This is a genomic window from Marinobacter sp. ES-1, assembly GCF_000475255.1.
Taxonomy (GTDB): Bacteria; Pseudomonadota; Gammaproteobacteria; order Pseudomonadales; family Oleiphilaceae; genus Marinobacter; species Marinobacter vinifirmus.
In genome coordinates this window covers 1-19,760 of record NZ_AXBV01000099.1, presented here as the reverse complement: position 1 = coordinate 19,760, position 19,760 = coordinate 1, and the positions used below count along the sequence as shown (strand labels likewise).

16 protein-coding genes and 1 pseudogene are annotated in these 19,760 nt (G+C 55.3%); 3 read left to right on the top strand and 14 right to left on the bottom strand.

What is annotated here, in order from left to right; genetic code table 11:
• Positions 1 to 21: 21 nt before the first annotated feature.
• The 10 genes and pseudogenes from Q668_RS15990 to Q668_RS15950 all read right to left on the bottom strand — a co-directional run.
• Positions 22 to 816, bottom strand: a pseudogene (locus Q668_RS15990) (alpha/beta hydrolase); the annotation flags it as partial.
• 59 nt (positions 817 to 875) lie between these two features.
• Entirely contained in the window at positions 876 to 1,994 is a 1,119-nt protein-coding gene (locus Q668_RS15985) for an MBL fold metallo-hydrolase (protein WP_022990646.1), read from the bottom strand.
• Positions 1,995 to 2,245: 251 nt separating this feature from the next.
• Entirely contained in the window at positions 2,246 to 3,046 is an 801-nt protein-coding gene (locus tag Q668_RS15980; RefSeq protein WP_022990645.1) for a carboxymuconolactone decarboxylase family protein, read from the bottom strand.
• A 73-nt stretch (positions 3,047 to 3,119) separates the two neighbouring features.
• The gene (locus Q668_RS17560; RefSeq protein ID WP_413771530.1) at positions 3,120 to 3,242 is read right to left on the bottom strand and encodes a hypothetical protein; all 123 of its coding nucleotides are present in this window, start codon (positions 3,240 to 3,242) and stop codon (positions 3,120 to 3,122) included.
• A 159-nt stretch (positions 3,243 to 3,401) separates the two neighbouring features.
• The gene (locus Q668_RS15975) at positions 3,402 to 3,743 is read right to left on the bottom strand and encodes a cyclophilin-like fold protein (RefSeq protein WP_022990644.1); all 342 of its coding nucleotides are present in this window, start codon (positions 3,741 to 3,743) and stop codon (positions 3,402 to 3,404) included.
• Positions 3,744 to 3,910: 167 nt separating this feature from the next.
• Entirely contained in the window at positions 3,911 to 4,900 is a 990-nt protein-coding gene (locus tag Q668_RS15970; protein ID WP_022990643.1) for an XdhC family protein, read from the bottom strand.
• Between the two features lie 5 nt (positions 4,901 to 4,905).
• Positions 4,906 to 7,242, bottom strand: coding sequence for a xanthine dehydrogenase family protein molybdopterin-binding subunit (locus tag Q668_RS15965; RefSeq protein WP_022990642.1), 2,337 nt, complete (start codon positions 7,240 to 7,242; stop codon positions 4,906 to 4,908).
• A complete protein-coding gene (locus tag Q668_RS15960) occupies positions 7,239 to 7,700 on the bottom strand; it encodes a (2Fe-2S)-binding protein (RefSeq protein WP_022990641.1) in 462 nt (153 codons plus the stop codon). Before Q668_RS15960 ends, Q668_RS15965 begins: the two co-directional genes overlap by 4 nt.
• Positions 7,701 to 7,865: 165 nt before the next feature.
• Positions 7,866 to 8,759 carry a LysR family transcriptional regulator gene (locus Q668_RS15955; protein ID WP_022990640.1) on the bottom strand — a complete coding sequence of 298 codons (894 nt, stop codon included), beginning with the start codon at positions 8,757 to 8,759 and terminating at the stop codon, positions 7,866 to 7,868.
• A 289-nt stretch (positions 8,760 to 9,048) separates the two neighbouring features.
• Entirely contained in the window at positions 9,049 to 10,350 is a 1,302-nt protein-coding gene (locus Q668_RS15950) for an IS1380 family transposase (RefSeq protein ID WP_022990639.1), read from the bottom strand.
• A gap of 138 nt (positions 10,351 to 10,488) precedes the next feature.
• Here Q668_RS15950 and Q668_RS15945 point away from each other — a divergent pair, with 138 nt between their 5' ends.
• Positions 10,489 to 11,679 carry an MFS transporter gene (locus Q668_RS15945; RefSeq protein ID WP_152521801.1) on the top strand — a complete coding sequence of 397 codons (1,191 nt, stop codon included), beginning with the start codon at positions 10,489 to 10,491 and terminating at the stop codon, positions 11,677 to 11,679.
• A 281-nt stretch (positions 11,680 to 11,960) separates the two neighbouring features.
• Here the strand turns inward: Q668_RS15945 and Q668_RS17000 are convergent, their stop codons facing one another.
• The gene (locus Q668_RS17000) at positions 11,961 to 12,413 is read right to left on the bottom strand and encodes an Lrp/AsnC family transcriptional regulator (protein WP_081697631.1); all 453 of its coding nucleotides are present in this window, start codon (positions 12,411 to 12,413) and stop codon (positions 11,961 to 11,963) included.
• A gap of 101 nt (positions 12,414 to 12,514) precedes the next feature.
• Between Q668_RS17000 and Q668_RS15940 the strand changes: the two genes are divergently transcribed.
• Positions 12,515 to 13,117, top strand: coding sequence for a LysE family translocator (locus Q668_RS15940; RefSeq protein ID WP_036220306.1), 603 nt, complete (start codon positions 12,515 to 12,517; stop codon positions 13,115 to 13,117).
• Between the two features lie 406 nt (positions 13,118 to 13,523).
• On the opposite strand, the gene Q668_RS15935 is transcribed toward Q668_RS15940, so the two are convergent.
• The 3 genes from Q668_RS15935 to Q668_RS15925 are packed head-to-tail and all read right to left on the bottom strand — an operon-like array spanning position 13,524 to position 19,263.
• A complete protein-coding gene (locus tag Q668_RS15935; RefSeq protein WP_022990635.1) occupies positions 13,524 to 16,646 on the bottom strand; it encodes an efflux RND transporter permease subunit in 3,123 nt (1,040 codons plus the stop codon).
• Entirely contained in the window at positions 16,643 to 17,938 is a 1,296-nt protein-coding gene (locus Q668_RS15930) for an efflux RND transporter periplasmic adaptor subunit (RefSeq protein ID WP_022990634.1), read from the bottom strand. Before Q668_RS15930 ends, Q668_RS15935 begins: the two co-directional genes overlap by 4 nt.
• A gap of 5 nt (positions 17,939 to 17,943) precedes the next feature.
• Entirely contained in the window at positions 17,944 to 19,263 is a 1,320-nt protein-coding gene (locus tag Q668_RS15925) for a TolC family protein (RefSeq protein WP_036220305.1), read from the bottom strand.
• A 215-nt stretch (positions 19,264 to 19,478) separates the two neighbouring features.
• Between Q668_RS15925 and Q668_RS15920 the strand changes: the two genes are divergently transcribed.
• The gene (locus tag Q668_RS15920) at positions 19,479 to 19,751 is read left to right on the top strand and encodes a hypothetical protein (RefSeq protein WP_022990632.1); all 273 of its coding nucleotides are present in this window, start codon (positions 19,479 to 19,481) and stop codon (positions 19,749 to 19,751) included.
• The last annotated feature ends 9 nt before the right edge of the window (positions 19,752 to 19,760 follow it).

The window sequence follows — 19,760 nt, the reverse complement described above, 5'->3', positions numbered from 1 at the left end:
CAACTGATGGGGTCCACCTCATTTGACGTTACTCGTCAGGGTCGGATGAGTAGTCAGCTCAGGAGAAGAACTTTCAGGAGTGTACTCACCTCGCGATGTGCGATAAAAATCATAAAACTCCTGCTGGATGGGATGAGTATCTTCATCCAAGTTATGGACAGTTCCGCCGGTGTACTCAGTCTCACCACCAGAAAACTCCACGTAGCGCTGTTCCGCAGCCTCGGCAATGATCTGCTTTCTTTGCTCAAGGGACAGTGAATTGTTTAATGCATGCCGAGTCGCGGCACCCATGTTGTACATGCTTACCGTGGCAATGGCTTTCATGCGTGGGTCTATTTTTGCAGCGCTGATAACAAAGCTCCCACTGCCACAGATGCCAATTGCGCCAATACGCTGGCGGTCAACAAACGGGCGGGTACCCAGGAAGTCCACCGCCGCGCTAAAGTCTTCCGCGTATATATCCGGTAAGACCGCATTGCGCGGCTGACCTTCGCTTTCCCCCCAGAACGAAAGGTCGAGGGACAGGGTGACGAACCCCCTTTCGGCCATCTTGGTGGCGTAAAGATTCGCACTTTGTTCCTTGACGGCCCCCATCGGATGCCCGACAACGATGGCGGGGTGCTTTTCGTTTTTATCGAAATCCTTGGGAACGAAAAGGTTACCTACGACCTCCATCTGATACTGATTTCTGAACGAGACCTTCTCGACGGTCACCCGATCGCTATCGTAAAAATTATTGGCTCCATGAGACATATCAGCCCCCACAACGTTGAATGAAATGACAATCAGACTTAATAAAACAACAAGCTTTTTCATTGATGGATTACCTGATTAAAGTGATGGTAGATTACCCCGCCAGGATTGAAGAAAAACTTTCAGTTATTGGCTCGCACTGACTGCCACCACGCACCGGCTGAAGCATCTACCAGGCTCCCTATATCCGCGAGCTCCCCAATTCTTGGAGTGATAAGCTCCCAATCTTTCCCCTGGCTGACGCTCTCCAAACGCTGGAAAGGGTCGTCCCAGCTGTGGAAGGCAATAGAGAACTTGCCCACGTGTGCTGGCATGAAAGCTTTTGCGTTCAGGTCATCCGCCGCTTGTGCAGCGTCTTCCGGCGTCATGTGTATGTGGCGCCATTGTTCGTCATACTGCCCGGAGTCGAGCAGCACCAGGTCAAACTCACCAAACCGGTCGCCAATGGCTTTGAAGTGCTCGCCATAACCGCTGTCGCCGCTGAAGAATACTTTCCGGTCTGCTGTTTCCAGGGCAAAGCTCACCCAAAGGCTCTGATTCTTTTCAAACCAGCGGCCTGAGTAGTGGCGGGCCGGCAAGATATGGATTGCCAAGGCCTCATCGAGGTTCAGCGTTGTACCCCAGTCTGCCTCATGGATGTGCTCCTTCGGAAAACCCCAGGAGCGGAAATGTTCGCCGACGCCGAGGCCCACGATGACATCACCAACGCGGTCTTTCAGCGCCATCAGCGTTGGATAATCGAGGTGATCCCAATGGTCGTGGGAGATCAACAGGTAGTCGATTCTGGGTAAATCATCAGGCTCGAATGGACTTGCGCCTTCAAAGGCTTCATTCGTCATAGGCACGGGTGACGCGTTTTGGCTCAGCACTGGATCAATCAATATCCGCTTGCCGGCGAGTTGGATAAAAAAAGATGAATGTCCCAGCCAGACAATCATGTCCTCTCCCCTGTCGAGCGCCTTCAGGTCGGTGACCTCAGCCGGCACCGGACCAGGCGGGATTCTGCCGTTGTCGGCGCCCAACAACATATCCATCCAACCCTTCTGATCATCCTCGGCGATTGTTGCCTTTGGGTCCGGCTGCAGGTTCTGGAAGCGACCATCGACGTAGTTGGGCGAACGGTCCAAGCGGTTCGCCTCTGCAACCGCGCCAAACTTGGGATGTTGCAGGTAGGCGTACCCGCACAATGCTAGTGATGCGATCATGATGGCGAAGACGCCCGAAATTTTTCTCCAGTCCATAGCGATACCTGACTAACAGTCGTGAATAGACGTAACTTAAGTGTTGCGAGCCCACTGGCGGATATCCGAACAGTTCGGTGGAGCACGACTCCATTGCTATCGTGAAGTGATTAATCTAATTCTAGGCGGCGGGAAAACATTGATATAGGGTGTTAAAGTACAAGGAGCTATGCGCCAGATTCATGAATCTGCCCTTGTGAGTAAGAAGATGCGGGAAATGAGTGTCTCTGGCTCCTTCCTTGCCAGTAAACTCAATCCTCACGCTGGGCAAAGACATCCTTCACAACCGGCAACGCCGAGAATACATTTGGCCAGCCAGCATAGAACGCCAGATGCGTCAGCACCTCCGACACCTCCCCTTTGCTCAGGCCGCTGTCCATGGCCTTGTTAAGATGGAAGGGCACCTGTTCCACCTTACCCGCCGCAATCAGTGCGCTGACGGTAACGAGGCTTCGATCTCGCGGTTCCAAGCCCGGCCGCAGCCAGAGATCGAGAAACAATGCCTGTTCGGTATAATCAACAACGCCCTGTGAAACTTCTCCGAACGTGTCCTGCACAAATGCCTGGCGTTTGGCCTCCGCTTCTTCGTCTAGCGTCAGCAGTTCCGGCGATACTTTCGGAAGATCCTTTGGTTCGATGCCTCGCTCCATGAAAATGCCGGCCGCAACGGAAACGGCGGACATGGCATTGGGCCAACCAGAGTAGAAGGCGAGATGAGTGATAAGCTCGGAAATTTCAGCGGGACTAACACCGTTATCGAGCGCCAGACGAATGTGGTACGGCATTTCGACCTTCTGGTTGCGGGAAACCAGCGCTGCCAATGTCACCACGCTCCGGTCACGAGGCGACAGCCCCTCCCGGTTCCAGACTTCGCTCAACACCAGGTTTTCTGTGTAGGAAGCCAGCGCTGGTGACACCGATTTCACCTGCGCGATGGAGGGCGCACTGTCAGGAAGATGGAAATTCCGGGGCGATGGAGATTCCTGAGCTGCAGCAACAGTCGACGACAGCAGAAAGGCCATCAGTAGTAACGCTCTAATCAACATTTCCATTCGTTCTCTCCTTTTAGATTCAGGATGCGCCACCGGTGTAACTATCGCTCGGTGAACCGGTGCAACAGCGCCGTCAGTCGAGGTACTGCTCGTCGGTCACCTGCTCCATCCACACCACGTTTTCGCCATCCTTCGCTTCCTGAGCCGCGATATGTGTCATGTCGTTCTCGGCGGTTCCTCCGTGCCAATGTTTCACGCCCGGTGGAGTCCACAAATCGAAATTGCAGCTATCAGTCTTGCAGAGGTGTGTAAGGTCTGTCAGCAGGGTCAAATCGAAAGGACCTATGCATTGGATTCATTAATGAGCAACTTGAGAACGACTCCCAGTGGCGCAGTTCGATATGGCTGCTCTGCGTTAGTTCCTGGAGAACGTGATCCGCGCGGTGCCTCGGCCAAGCACCCGCGCCAGATCAATGGGGTCGTCCACGCGCCCGATACGGGTGTACGAATAAGATGAGTTGAAGGTCAGATAGAACAGGACCAGGGTTCGCGATCCGTACAGCATGAGATCGCCATTACGGATTGTCCCGGGGCGGATGGTGTTTGTTGGCAGCGACTTCGGCAGCTCCGCGTGCTTCTCGTTGTTGTTGAGGTCGGGCATGTCGATCGTCAGCGGCAGCATCGCGGCGAACTCGCGGGCGGCTTCGGTGTCGGCCAGGGTGATGGCGAACCGGTGCTCTCCGATGGTCATCCACATACGAGATTCCTTCGATTGGACGTTGGCCGCAGCGGTAACGGGGATGAGTGAGCCTGAAGCGGCTGGCTGGGCGACGTCGCACGTCCCGAGGATAAGAAGACCGCAAAGCAGGCCCAGCCCGCGCGAAACCCGCAAGTGATGCCCAGGCCGCCAAAAGTGGAAGCCAGTCATGCGTTAACGGAGACACGCCCGCGTCTCACGCGAACGATGTCAGCCATGATAGCCAGCGCAATTTCGGCAGGCGTTTTACTTCCCAGATCGAGGCCAATTGGCATGTGTATCCGCTCAATCTCTGTATCGGTCAGTCCGCCTGTGCGACGCAGGCGATCAGCTCGTGCCTGGGATGTGCGAACCGAGCCCATGACTCCGATGTAGCCGGCAGCGGTTTTCACGGCTGCCATCATGGCCAGATCGTCAATACGGGGATCGTGGGTCACTGCCACCACAGCCGTGGATGGCGTACAGGCACCTGGTGAAGCAATATACAGCGACGGCAACTGGGGAATGAACTCAATGTCGCCAGGCAGTTTCAGATCACAGGTGACCTCATCCCGAGGGTCGCACAACACCACCTGATAGCCGAGGCTGATGGCAAAACGGGCACACGCCTCTGCGACCGTTGAGTAGCCCGCCAGGATCAGTTTGGCAACCGGGCCCACCCGCATCCTGACCACCTCCTGGCTTTCATCAAGGATGACACGTGGCCCCGTTGCTGAGGCTGGCTCAGTCCGGCGTTTGCCATCCGTGAGATTTACCTGTCTCTCGATGTCTTTTTCACCACCGAGAGCTCCCAGAACTTCCTTTAGATGGGCCAGGTTCTCATGGGTGGCTGACATTCGCTCCACCAGCACTTCCAGGATGCCGCCACAAGGCAAGCGAACGCGGGCGTTCTCTGGGCCGCCGACAGGTGCGCCATACCGCACAATAACAGCCGGCAGTTGATATTCACCCTCGGTCAGGCGTGCCAGGAAATCCTCCTCAACACAGCCGCCTGAGAGTGAGCCCAAATGCTGCCCGTCAGCGTTGGCAACCATGAGTGAACCCGGCTCCCTGGGCGAAGAGCCGAAGGTGGAGACCACCGTGCACAACCAGATGGTTCTATCATCACTCAGCCATTCAATGGCCTGTTCAACTACCTGATAATCCAGGTTTTGCATAGAAGTCAGCTCGTCTGCAATTGGTCGCCAACAGGGAGACGTCTGATGCGCTTTCCGGTGGCCGCATAAATTGCATTACAAAGTGCCGGGGCAACCGGCGGCAAGCCAGGCTCCCCCACCCCACCCATGGCGTCATCGGGATTGTTGATCAAGTGCACGCGGACGACTTTCGGCGCGTCCGGCATTCTCGGGATCAGGTACGTGTCAAAATTACTCTGCTGAGCAACGCCATCCTTGAAGGACACCTCGTTTTGCAGGGCAATACCTATTCCCATCACTATAGAACCCTCCATCTGGGCCCGGATTCGTTCCGGGTTGGCCTGACGCCCGCAGTCGAAGGCAATATCTGCGCGGTGAATGGTCAGTTCGCCGTCATCGTCCACTTCCACATCAAAGACAACCGCAGTGTAGGAGACGAAACTGTGGTGGAACGCCAGCCCCAGCCCCCGCCCCTCTTGGGGCTCGCGACCCCAGCCGGCTTCTTCGGTGGCGCGCTCAATCACCCTGCGCATCCGTGCCACATCGATCGGATGCATGTCCGGATCTTCGCCGTAGTTCCAGCCATCGCCGACGGTCAGGTTGTGAATCTCTCGGCCGGGGCCAAGCAGGTCCAGCACATAATCCCGGTGGTCTTGGCCGGCCGCTTCCGCCATTTCATGGGCAAAGCTCTGGATAGCCCAGGCATGGGGAAGGTTATAAACCGACCGGAACCAGCCAATGCGGACATGGGCCGGTGCCGGCGGGTTTTCCAGTCGTATAGCGGGAATGCTGAAGGGCATGGTGTTGAAGCCCATACCCAGCTCAAACTCCCCTTTGTGCTTGGGGTCCGGCGCAAAGAGTGACGCAATGCTGGGCGACAGGGTGCGGTGGCGCCAGCTGGTGGCTTTGCCCTCCCCGTCCAGGCCAGCTTCCAGGTGATCGACAGAGACCGCATGGAAGTAGGCGTGCTGGATATCGTCTTCCCTGGACCACTGCAGCTTGATGGGTTGCCCCTCAAACTCTTTCGCCACGCGAGCCGCTTCAATCACGAAGTCCGGTTTGGACTTGCGCCCGAAGCCGCCCCCAAGCAATGTCTGGTGAACAATGACGTTTTCGATGTCTATCCCGAGGGCTCCCGCGATGCCCTCGCGGGTGGCCCTTGGGTTCTGGACCGGTGCCCAGGCTTCCGCCTTGCCGTTTTCTACCTTTACTACGGCCACCGGCGGCTCCATCGGCGCCTGTGCCATATGGGGCATGTAATAGGTGGCTGAGACCCGCTTGTTGGCCTCTTTCAAAGCAGCCTCGACATCGCCGGACTGGCGGATGACCTTGCCGGGGGATTGCGCCGCCTTTTCCAGGGCCTCCCGGTAAGCATCGGAGGTATAGTCGGCATTGTCCCCCGCCGGCGCGTTGTCCCACTCGATCTTCAGGGCCCTGCGCCCTTCCATGGCAGCCCAGGTGTTGCTGGCCACCACGGCGACGCCGCCGAGCGGGCTGAATGCCGCAGGCTGGCTTGCGCCCTCAATCCGAATCGTCTTTTCTACACCCGGTACTTTCAGCGTCTCGCTATCGTCGACGCTTTTTATCCTGGCGCCGTAGACGGGTGGTCGGGCTACCACCGCATACAACGTGTTCTCCAGGTCGATATCAGCACCAAACACTGCCTTGCCTGTGACAATGTCTTCGCCGTCAATGGCTTTGGGATGAGCGGATTTAAGCTCACCATTTATCAGGCCGGTTTCCTTGCCAATAAAGCGCAGTTCGCTGTCGGGTTTCAGAACCAGGGCGCTCCGGTCAGGAACATCCAGCTTTCTCGCTGCGTCTGCAAGGTCACCAAAGCCAAGTTCGCGACCGGTGGCCGGATGCAACACTTTGTGAATGCCGGCTTGCACCTCATGTACCGGAACATCCCACTGATCGGCTGCAGCCTGCTCAAGCATCAATCTGGCGGCGGCGGCCGCGCGGCGCATGGGTTCATACCAGTGGCGCATGCTGCGGGAGCCGTCAGTGTTCTGGTTACCGTATTTGTCCTGGTCTCCGTCAGCCTGACGCACCTGTACCCGTTCCCAGTCAGCACCAAGCTCATCGGCAGCAACCATGGCCAGACTGGTGCGGATGCCCTGCCCCATTTCGGCACGGTTGTTGATAAACGTGACGATGCTGTTTGTGTCAATGTGGATGAACACGTTCGGGTTATCCACCCAGCCACCCGGCATGACACCAGCGCCGAACTGGGCCTGTTCATTGGCCAGCCCGATATCCCAGCGGGCAGCCAGTAAAAGCGCTGAGCCCCCGGCCAGACCTTTGAGAAGGCCCCGGCGGCTGACATTGGCAAGCAGCAGTGTATCGTCTGATCGGCTCATGAATTGGCCTCCTGGTCGGCGGCCCGCTCTATGGCGGCCAGAATACGATTGTAGGTCCCACAGCGGCACAGGTTGCCAGCCATGGCATCGATGATTTCCTGGGTGTCTGGTTTTGGCGTTTTTTTCAGCAGGGCCGTGGCATTCATGATCTGGCCGCCCTGGCAATAACCACACTGCGCTACACCCAAGTCCAGCCAGGCCTGCTGCACTTTCTGGCCAACGGCGTCCTCAGCCATGGCCTCAATGGTGGTGACCTCCCCCTGGGCTGCGGAGACAGGTGTCACGCAGGAGCGTATTGCCACGCCATCGAGATGCACCGTGCAGGAACCGCATTGGGCGATACCGCATCCGAATTTGGTGCCTTTCATTCCAACGACATCGCGAATGGCCCAAAGCAGGGGCATGTCGTCTGGTACATCCAGTTCGTGCTGCTGTCCGTTTATGGTCAGGCTAATCATCAATCTCTCCCATCCTGGCTTGATCGGGCTCGGTGTGTCTCTTCAAACGAATACGTTCAGGGTAGTTGGCAATGGCAACATGTACCACAGGACATTATTGGTCTTTGTGGGCTGGTATTATTAATGGGATTCATCGATCGACTCGGTGATGAATGTTTCTTACCACTATTCCCTGTACCTTAGCCGATCAATCACCAGCCGGAAGGCTGAACTTATCTGGCGGCGCCCTGAATAACAAAGGTGATAGCCGTCGAAGGGTGGGCACCAATCAGACAGCACCCGGCGCAGTTTGCCGTCCTCGATGTCCTCAATAACCTCGGGCTCGGTCACAAAGGCAATGCCATGTCCTTCCTTTGCGGCTTCTATACACAAATCGCTCTCACTGAAAATCAGAGGCCCATGCACTTTCTTGACGATGGCTTCCTCTTCTTTCTCAAACTCCCAGTCATACGTCGGGGAATGAGAGCTAAAACGCAGCGCCAGGCACGCGTGATCATCCAGATCGGAAGGGTGTTCCGGAATACCGTGCTTACGAAAATAATCGGGGGCCGCGACTGCAACCATGCGGATCGGAGGTCCAATTTTCACAGCGATCATGTCCGGATTGACAAACTCACGGAGACGTACACCCGCATCAAATCGATCCTCGGCCAGATCTGTCAGCCTGCTCTCCAGGTTCAATTCGATCTGGATTTCCGGGTAGTCGCGGACAATCTGCGATATTTTGGGCCATAGAACTGCCTTCGCGGCAGCCTTGCTCGCCGTCAGCCGCACCAGTCCGCGAGGGGCATCTCCTAGCAAACGGATTTCCTCAATGCGCGCGGTGATCTGCCCAAAGCTCGGACGTAAGGTATCCAAAAGCTTCTCGCCCGCATCCGTGGTTGATACCCGTCTTGAAGTTCGGTTGAGCAGCTTGAGCCCAATGGACTCCTCTAACCGTCGCACGGTGTGACTGACAGCGGACTGTGACAGTCCCAAACGTACAGAGGCTCGCGTGAAACTACGCTCTTCTGCCACCGTCATAAAAACGACAAGATCGTTTAGTTCTTCTCGCATCATTTATTAACCATTGAATGTATTGCTTCAGTTTATCTCACTGAAAAGCCCTATGCACCAGACCATTCATGCATGAAATTCATTATTCTAATCACTCGAACCTGGTTGGCGCGCACCCGTACGGACCCTAGCCCGGATTTCTCATAGTTACCCAGCAAGTCTCGCAGACTGAGCGGGTTACCGCCATGGCCGCTCAGGTGCGGTCATGAACGCCTAATAATTGATCAGTTTCTATTGCTTGGACGCACTGCCCCCTTTCCCCCATTGCATCGGGCCGGGGGAGCCCGGGCATCTACCCCGGAACCAGGCGGCGTACCAGATCCGTGAGTTCGTCTTTGTAGGGGTAGCTATCACTCATCAGCACCCGGATTCGGCGGGTATTGCGGATGATGACCGCGCCAACCTTGATCAGCTTCAGCCGCAGGTTGTTGGCGCTCATCCGCTCGAACGGCGTCTTTTTCAGGTGCGCTCGTAACCGCTCGAACAAGGTGTAAGCGAAGCCGGACAGGATCAGCCGCCATTGATTGGTCCACCACTGAACGCTCGACGTTCGATCCGCGAACAGATACAGCTGCTGATCCTTGATCCGGTTTTCCATATCGCCTCGGGCGCAGTACTGTTCGTAATAGAGCTTAAAACCGTCGTCATAGCGGGAGCTGATGACAAAGCGAGGATTGGAGCCAAGCTCGCCTTCTTCCAAGCGGGCCACCACCCAGCGAGGGAACTTCCAGGAATGCGCCTGGTACCGGAACCGATAAGTGGCGGAGACTTTTTCACCGACTTTCTGGTGCGTGTCACGGACCAGTTGTGATGGCGCCTCCACGTCTTTAATCAACCGGCTGTTTTTGCTGATGCCGACCAGGTAATCCACATTATTCCGGTCGCACCAGCTCAATAGACGAGGCCGATAGAAGCCACTGTCACCCCGGAACACGATGCGTGTATCGGGCCAATATTGCCGGATAAACTTCACCAGCAGAGCCAGAATGGCCCAGCTGTGTCGGCTGTCACTGCGGTTGCTGGTGCGCAGGTAGCTCACCAGCAGGTGACGGCCGCAGAACACGTACAGCGGAAAGTAACAGTGGTGGTCGTAATAAGCGTTAAAGAACTTGCCGGGCTGGTCGCCATGAACGGGGATATCGGTACCGTCAAAATCCAGCACGATTTCCTTCGGCGGTGTCTCGTGCTGTTCGATAAAATGCTGCCATAGCAATTCGTGGGCCTTGACCACCGAGTGTCTGTCTACTTGCTGTTCCATCCGGCACAGCGTGGATTTACCGGCTAAATCGCTCTCTTTACCAACCGCGGTTTGCAGGGCCTGATCAAAACGCAGCGCCTCATGATCGTTCAGGTCTTCGTATCCTGCCGCCACGCCGAAGACTCGTTGCCGAGTCATGGTTTCCAGCTTGTGCCGCACCAGCATTGGATTCCGTGAATCGTTAAGCACCGAGGCCAGACGCTGAGTCAGGCGGTGTTGTTTGTCGACTTCCCGAAGCAGGAGCAACCCGGCATCGGAGGTGATATGACCACCGGAGAAATCGGCTTCAATTTTACGGCGAACGAGTGGCGAGAAGGTCAGTTTTTCAGGTAGCATTTTGGAAGCGGCTGTTGGTGCTTTGGTGATGGTGTAAGGTCCTGAAACTATAGCACTTTCAGCCGCTTCTTTTTATGCCGCATGAGAAATTCGGGCTAGTATTGCGCGTCTCAAGCAGGCCGTTAAGTGAGTGCATTTATGATCAGCAGAGATTCAACAGTGGGGATTTCAGAAGAACGTGGGGCATGGGGTGCTGTATTTTCAATGTCCCTTTGTGTTGCCATGCTGATTGCCTCTGAATTCATGCCGGTGAGCCTGTTGACCCCAATGGCGCAAAGCCTCGATGCCACCGAGGGACTGACAGGTCAGGCAATTTCCATCAGCGGTATTTTTGCGGTAGCTGCAAGCCTCCTCATGACCACGATGGCTGGCCGAATTAATCGCAAATGGGTACTGGTCACCATGACGGGGCTGATGCTGCTTTCGCTGGTACTCATCGCGACGGCACCCAACTTTGCGTTGCTGATGGTTGCTCGGGCACTGCTGGGTATCTGTATTGGTGGATTCTGGGCGCTCGGAACAGCCGTTATTATGAGGTTGGTCCCAAGAGAAGCCGTGTCCAGAGCCTTGGCTATTATGTATACCGGCCAGGCAGTGGCTGCGGCGTTTGCCGCGCCGATCGGCAGCTACCTGGGAGGAATCATCGGTTGGCGTGGGGTATTTTGGATTCTGGTTCCGATTGTTGCCGTAACTCTTATGTGGCAACTCCTTGCGCTGCCCTCCATGCCCGCGAATGATCGGCAATCATTTCGCTCACTTATTGATGTGTTAAAACGCCCTTATTTTGCACGGGGTATGGCAGCCGTGATCTTTACGTTTGCCGGTGCCTTTTCGATGTTTACCTATCTGCGCCCCTTCCTTGAAACCGTCACAGGTGCCGACGTGATCACATTGTCCCAGTTGTTCCTGATACTCGGCTGTAGTGGCTTTGTAGGTACATGGGCTGGCGGGAAATTTGCGAATGACTACATTGTACGGTTGCTACAGTTGGTGCCTTTGGTCATGGGGGCCGTCACTTTGGGACTGCTTGGCTTTGGGCAAGTTGTGGCTGTGGCGGCCGTGCTGCTTGCCGTTTGGGGTGCGATGAACACGTCAATGTCCATTAGCTGGATGGCCTGGCTTTCACAGAATGTTGATGACTCGCCCGAGGCTGCAGGCAGCCTGATCGTTGCCGCCATTCAGGCTTCGATCCTATTGGGCGCCGGGCTCGGCGGATTGTTGCTGGACCACATCGGAATCCATGCGACATTTATCGGCAGTGCCCTGCTATCCGGCCTGGCGGCATTATTGGTTGGGACCGGAAACAATTTGCTTAAAAACACCCGTTGAGATTAAAGCTCACAGATTATTATTAACAGACGCCTCTGAGTTCTCGCATTCTGCTTATGCCCGATAATCTGGCAACTAAAATACGGGGGGCAGTTGGTCGCAAAGCGGACACTCAGGATGGGCGTTCACGACCTTCCCATCGACTGCTGACCTGGACTCAAGTTGTACATTTTGCCGCTAGCAGCGCGACTGCGGCTGCTAGCCGCGATTCATCACTTTTTGCTCAAGGTACGTTTTGCAAGATCGTACCTGAACCCAAACGGCATCCACCGGTCGGAGCCTCAAGCACGCTCATCTTTGGGTGACCCCATCACTAGATACGTCGTAAGGGCACTGACATGGCGGTGGGTACCCAAAATGTCGGTATGAAAATGCTTATAACCGGCAAGATCCCTGCACTCGATTCTCAGCAGATATTCAAATGCGCCGGCCACGTTGTGGCATTCGACTACTTCATCGGCATCCTGCATTGCATGTTCGAAGTCCTCAAGCGCCGCTTTGGTATGTGATGAAAGGGAAACACTGACGTATGCGGCAAAACCGCGATCCATGCGCTCCCGATCTGTGACAACACGATAGCCCCGGATTACACCCGTTCGTTCAAGTTCCTGGACACGTCGCAAGCAGGTCGAAGGTGACAAATTTACCCGTTCAGCAAGCTCGACGTTGCTGATTCTTCCGTCACGCTTGAGCTCCTGCAATATTCTTCGGGAGGCGCTGTCTATTCTGCTCATTTATTGCATCTACTCCAGCCAAATGGAGTATTTAGATCATTAATTTCATTCCGGTGTCAATATAATTGCAAAAAATGAGTTGCTATTGGAGTGTATTCGTCATGAGCCTTTCTGTGCTGGCTGCCCTTTTTGGTTTTGCCTTTGTGACCACGGCTACGCCGGGGCCGAACAATCTTATGCTCCTTGCGTCCGGCGCCAACTTTGGGTTCCTCAGAACGATCCCGCACATGGTTGGCATTTTGGTCGGGCTGACCGTGTTAACACTACTCGCCGGTGTCGGATTGATGTCTTTATTCGAGTCCTTTCCTGTCTTGCGCACCATACTTGAGGTTCTTTGTGTTGGTTACCTGCTCTGGCTTGCCTGGAAGGTGGCCACGGCGGCGCCTTTGAAAGAGACTGTCGCTTCCGCTTCCGGCCAGCCCATGACATTTCTGCAGGCAGCCGCATTCCAGTGGGTAAATCCGAAAGCCTGGGCGATGGGCCTGTCAGCCATCACCATTTACGCTCCGGACCGGTCACTGCCATCGGTGATGCTGGTAGCCTCAGCATTTGCCATCGTCTGCTTTCCGGCAATTTCAGTTTGGGCCTGGCTGGGAACCGTCGTCCGCCAATGGTTATCTAGCCAACGGCGCCGGCAAGTCTTCAACATCACTATGGCAACTTTGCTCGTCGGTTCGCTTTATCCTGTATTGGGGAGCCTTTGAGCCTGCTTGTATTTCGGGCTTCTATGCTTTGGGCCGGTAGAGGATGCTGCTGGCAATCGACGACTAATGGGTTTCAACTTCAGCTGTGGTTGTTACCACTCACCGCGCCTCTCCACGGCCTGACATGAAATCCTCTGAGGCGCCCTCTCCGTCAAACCAAGTGTCCCAGTCTTCTGGGACAAAACGGCTGCAATTAGCTTGGAGCCTCCGGAGAAAAACCATGACTCTAACGTTCGCTTCTATTTAGGTTTGCCTAGGATGCGGGACGGTCGCAAAGCGAACGTTCAGGCAAATAGATTTTGGAATATGCGCAGTAGACGGGTAGGCACTCTGCGAATGATCGTGATAACCGGTAAAGACGTGATAGCAAGGTGCCAGGCCGAATCTTGGCACCTTGCTATCGGCGTTACTCACCAAGAGTTCGCTGTTTCCAGAGATAAAAGAGCACAGGAATCACCAGCAGCGCCAGAATGACAGCGGAAATCATACCGCCCACCATAGGTGCCGCAATCCGGCCCATCACCTCCGACCCTGTACCGGTGCCAATCATAATGGGCACAAGCCCCCCGATAATGGCGGCCGCCGTCATCATGATTGGCCGAACCCGCATACCGGCACCGTGTAGTACGGCATGGCGGAGGGTTTCTCGCCTTGGCGTCAGCCCTTTGTCATCACACGTTTCCAGCATTGCGTTATAAGCCTGATTCAAATACACCAGCATGATCACCCCAATCTCTACCGCAACGCCGGCCAGCGCAATGAAACCGACACCGACGGCTACCGAAAAATTATAACCAAGCAGATACATCAGCCAGATAGCACCGATCATCGCAAACGGTAGCGTGCCCATAATAATCCCCACTTCGGCAAAACGGCGGAAGTTAAGAAACAGCAGGATGACGATGATGGCCAGCGTTAACGGCACCACATAGGTCAGTTTTTCCTTCGCACGGAGCATGTACTCATACTGACCAGACCAGTTGATTGAATAACCGGGAGGTAGATCCAGCTCTTCACTCACGGTAACCATGGCCTGTTCAACATAGGTGCCTACATCGACACCCTCAATATCCACAAAGGTCCAGCCGTTCAGGCGGGCATTCTCACTCTTAATGGCCGGCGGGCCATCCTCCACGCCGATCTCCGCCACATCTGCCAGGGCAATGCGCTGGCCGGATGCGGTCACGATGGGCAGTTGCTCCAGCTTCTCGGGCGAATCCCGGTAGTCTTCCGGATAACGAAGATTAATGGGATACCGCTCAAGTCCCTCGATGGTTCTGGAAACGTTGATTCCACCAATAGCGGAGGCCACTACCTGCTGAACATCAGCGATATTCAGCCCATAACGAGCGGCACGCTCACGATCAATATCCACCTTGATGTAGCGGCCCCCAGCGACTCGCTCAGAGTAAACGGAGGCTGTACCGGGGATGTCGACCATGACTTCCTCAAGGCGTTTACCGATGTTCTGGATGACGGTAAGGTCCGGACCGGCAATCTTGATGCCCACCGGCGTTTTAATACCCGTTGCCAGCATATCGATGCGCGTGATGATCGGCATAACCCAGGCATTGGTTACCCCCGGGAACCGAATCAGAGTATTGAGCTCCTGCTTCAGCTTTTCGGTGGTCATGCCTTCCCGCCATTGATCCCTCGGCTTGAGCTGGATGAAGGTCTCGATCATCGTCAATGGAGCCGGATCGGTAGCGGTATCCGCCCGCCCCACTTTGCCGAACACGGTTTCGACTTCGGGTACGGTGGCAATCAGCTTGTCCGTTTGCTGCAACAGTTCCCGAGCCTTACCAATGGAGATGCCCGGGTAGGTGGTGGGCATGTACATCAGGTCGCCTTCATCCAGTGGCGGGATGAATTCACTGCCGATTTTGGTGGCTGGCCAAAGGCCCACAGCCAATGCCAGCAACGCAACAATAACCGTCGTTTTCGGGAAGCGTAACACCAGCTTCAGCACCGGCATATAAACGCCAACCAGCAGGCGGTTCACGGGGTTCTTGTGCTCCGGCAGCACCTTGCCGCGAATGAAATAGCCCATCAGCACCGGCACCAGCGTCACCGCCAGGGCCGCACTCGCCGCCATGGCGTAGGTTTTGGTGAACGCCAGGGGAGAAAACATCCGCCCTTCCTGCGCCTCCAGGGCAAACACCGGCACAAAACTGACGGTAATGATCAGGAGCGAGAAAAACAGCGCGGGCCCGACCTCAGAGGCTGACCGTGCAACGACTTCCCATCGGTTCTCAGACGTTAACGGGGTTCGCTCCATGTGTTTGTGCATGTTCTCGATCATTACAATAGCACCATCAATCATGGCGCCGATAGCGATGGCAATCCCCCCGAGTGACATGATGTTGGCATTGATGCCTTGCCAGTGCATGACGATAAAGGCCGCCAGAATACCCACGGGAAGGCTGAGAATCGCCACCAGCGACGAGCGCACGTGGAACAGGAAGACGATGCACACCAGGCCCACCACCAGAAACTCTTCAAGCAGCTTGAAGCCGAGATTATTGACCGCCCGCTCAATCAGACCAGAGCGATCGTAAACCGTCACCACCTCGACGCCTTCAGGCAAACTGGATTTCAGGTCTTCCAGTTTCGCCTTCACGCCATTAATGGTTGCCTGAGCGTTCTCACCAAAGCGCATCACCACAACACCGCCGACGGTTTCACCTTCCCCATTCAGTTCGGCAACCCCACGCCGCATCTGCGGGCCAACTTCAACGGTGGCCACATCTTTCAGCAATATGGGGGTACCGTTGTCATCGAGTCCTAATGGAATCGACAGAAGATCCTCACGGGACTTTATATAGCCAGACGTGCGCACCATGTATTCCGCCTCGGCCATCTCGATGACGGAGGCGCCCACTTCCTGGTTGCCTCTCTTAATGGCGTTCTGGATGTGAGCCAGAGGAATTCCCAGCGCCCTGAGTTTTTCCGGGCTGACCTTGACCTGGTACTGCTTCACCATACCGCCTAGCGCAGCCACCTCAGAGACACCCGGCACCGTTTGCAGTTCGTACTTCAGGAACCAGTCCTGCAGGCTGCGCAACTGGCTTAGGTCCTGGTTCCCAGTGCGGTCTACCAGCGCATACAGGTAAACCCAGCCAACTCCGGTAGCGTCTGGCCCGAGCTGAGGCCTTGCAGAGTCTGGAAGGCTGGGCGCAACCTGGGACAGGTATTCCAGTACCCGGGAGCGGGCCCAGTACATGTCGGTGTCTTCATCGAAGATCACGTAAACATAGGAGTCACCGAAGAACGAGTATCCCCTGACCGTTTTCGCGCCCGGTACCGAGAGCATGGCTGTCGTCATCGGGTAGGTGACTTGGTCTTCCACCACCTGCGGCGCCTGGCCCGGGAAACTGGTTTTGATAATGACCTGCACATCGGACAGATCCGGCAGAGCATCCACCGGCGTTTGTTTCAGCGAATAAAGGCCGAGCCCTGTGATAAGCAACGTCGCCAGCAACACCAGGAAGCGGTTACGAATAGACCAGTGAATAATAGCGGCAATCATGACTCGCCCCCGCCATGGCTCATGGTGCTGTGATCCATGCCTTCATGATCCATCCCCTGCTCATCCATATCCTGAGGCGATGACATCCGTTGGAAGTCCGAGGTTTTGCTGGATTCCGAATCGATCAGGAACTGGGCGGATGTGACCACTGTGTCGCCCGGCGTGAGGCCATTGAGTATTTCCGCATACTTGTCGCCGACGCGCCCAACGTTCACGTTAACCGACTTGAAGGCGCCCTCTTCCATCGACAGAACCAGTCGATCGCTCTGTCCGGTGCGGATGACCGACTCCCGTGGCACCAGAAACTGCCGCTGTCCCCGTTCGCCCTGAACATCCAGGCGAGCGAACATGCCTGGCATCAGAACACCATCATCGTTATCAAAGCGCATCCGCACTTGCGCCGTCCGGGTTTTCGGGTTCACTTCGGGGTAGACGTAATCCACGTTTCCGCGCCACTCGCGACCGGGCATGTAATCCAGCGTCATCTGCACCCGATTACCAGCCTCTACGGCGGAAAGCTGGCTTTCAAACACTTCGCCGATCACCCAGACCTCATCCAGTGCGGCAATCGATAAAACCCGGTTTCCGGGCTTGATGAACATACCCTCACGAACATTCAGATTCTCGATCACCCCGGAACCCGGAGCGTAAACCGTCATGGTTCTCTGGACTTCGCGCTTCTGGCGCAGTTGGCTGATCAGACTAGCCGGTACGTTCAGCGCCAACAATCGCTCGGTAGCAGCATCAACCAGTCTCTGATTGCCACGGTTCATCGCGAGAAGCAGTTCTTCCTGCGCATTCACAAGGGTGGGCGAGTACAGCGTGTACAAAGGCTTGCCTTGCTCAACAGGCTCGCCCTCGGCTTTGACATAAAGCGCTTCGATCCAGCCTTCAACACGAGGGTGCACGTGGGCCATCTCGTCTTCGTTGTACTGCACGTAGCCTACGGTAGTAATGTTGTTAGGCAGGCGCCCCTGAATCACCGGCTCCGTTCGAACCCCAAGGTTGTTGACGACCGTTGGTGAAATTCGGACCGTGCCGGCTGGATCCTCAGCTGACCCACCCTCCTCGTATACCGGGATCAGATCCATCCCCATCGGGGATTTTCCGGGTTTGTCACTTTTGAAATTGGGGTCCATCGGGGCTACCCAATACAGCGGCTCCTTTGGGCCAGAAGCGGCCATTTCAGCTGCAGGCGTCGAAGTCGCGTCAGTGTCAAGCCAGTACGTGGCCCCTGCACCGGCGAGGCCGCCGAGCAATACAAAGCCCAAAGGGCGAGCAAAATTAGCCATGATGGTCAGTCCTGGTAACGATTCAGTGAAAAGGAAGGTATGTCGGAAGTGTCGGACGTCAGATAACGGAAACTCGCCAGATTCTTGGCCCGCTCGGCCATCATCTGTATCAATTCAACCTGGGTATTAAGCTCTGCAATTCGCGCTCGTACCGCTTCGGCGAAGTCGCCGTCATCGTTGTTGTAAGCAGTCAATGCTGCGATTGCCTGCGCCTCCATTTGCGGCAGCAGGGTCTGTTCATAGAGCTCTATGCGGTCATCCAGTCGTTCGATCCGGGCCACGGCCGCACGGGCTTTGGCCTGAAGTCCCCGGATCTGCAAAATACGTTCTGTTTTTGCCGCCTCCAGTCGCGCCACTGATGCATTCAGTTTTCGATCCTGCCGGTTGCCTGTAAAGATCGGGAGATCAAAGCCAATGCCTACAGAGAACAGGTCGGCCCTGTCCTGACCGTTTGGTGCCCGCTCCCTGTATCCATATTGTGCAGATACTGACCATTCCGGCTTGTAGGCCTGGCGAGCCAGGTCAACGTCAACACTCTGGGCATCAATCAACTGATCAGTCGCGCGGATTGACGGATGACGGATCAGTGCCTCTGCGGATGTTTCAGCCCAGCCCAGAGGAAACACTCTCAGCAACTCGTTGGGTACATCTTTACTGACAGCCAGCTTGGCTTGGTCCGGGCCTATCCACTCTGCCAGCGCCTCGCGGTTCGATGCCTGTTGCAAATGCAGCACCGTCAGCCGGTCCTCAAGTCGCGTCAGTTCCAGCGAGGCACGGATTACATCCTGCTGCCTGGAACCTATGCTTGCTGAGGTATACCCGGCCTCGGCGACATCCTCTAACTGCTGAAACAGAGCACGATTATCTTCAATCAGTTCGATGCTTTGCTGGGTTCGCCAGACCTCAAGCCAGAGATGCGTTACCGATTCCATGACCTGCGCCCGGCGGTTCTCGCGTCGAAAAGGCTGAACGCCTGCCATTTCCTCTTTTTTTGCGCTGGCCAACTGACGGCTATTACCTCGCGGAATTCGCTGGGTAAATCCAATGGTGGCCTGAGTCATTGGCTCCTGTCCGGTATCGAAAGTATCCGTGGGCAAATTCGCGGCACCAAGCGTCATCCGGGGGTCCGGGAGTGCCCCATCGGCAACAGCTTCTTCCAACAGAGCATCTTGCATCTGCACACTCTGACGCAGCCACGGATCGTTCTCGATGGCCGCATCAATCGCGCCGGTTAACTCAAGTCTGGTTGCCGTCCAAGCGGGCAAACTGGTCAAAACCAGAGCACCGAGAAAGGCCGGCTTTATAAGGTGAGGAAGAATGGACAACGTTATATCTCCATTGAAATGTTTCTGACTCGCAATCTTATAGCAATTATCTGAAACCAAACTGAATTGCAGAACGAAAATGCACAATTTGATTTATATCAAGATACTGTTATTCCTGAAAAAAATTACTTTATTTTAAATTTTCTTATTTCTTTCAGGATCAATTCAGAAACCGATGCTTTAATTAACTCACCAACCAACTAGGAGGTGTAAGAATGAAAAATTTACTTATATTTGCAGCAGCAGTTACTGTTTCAACGTCCGTACTCGCCGGCAACATGTCAGACAATAAGGACATGAGGGCCATGCACAGCCAAATGATGGACAAATCATCCATTGAAGAAATACTTAAGAATGAAGAGATGCAGCGCTTGCACAGAGACATGACACGTAATGCGATGTCCGAAGGGGGCTTTGAGGCTCGCGTGCAAATGATGACGGAAGAAGGCCGGGCTTATCACAAAGCTCTGAAACAAAGGATCGAGTAGGAGGGGGAG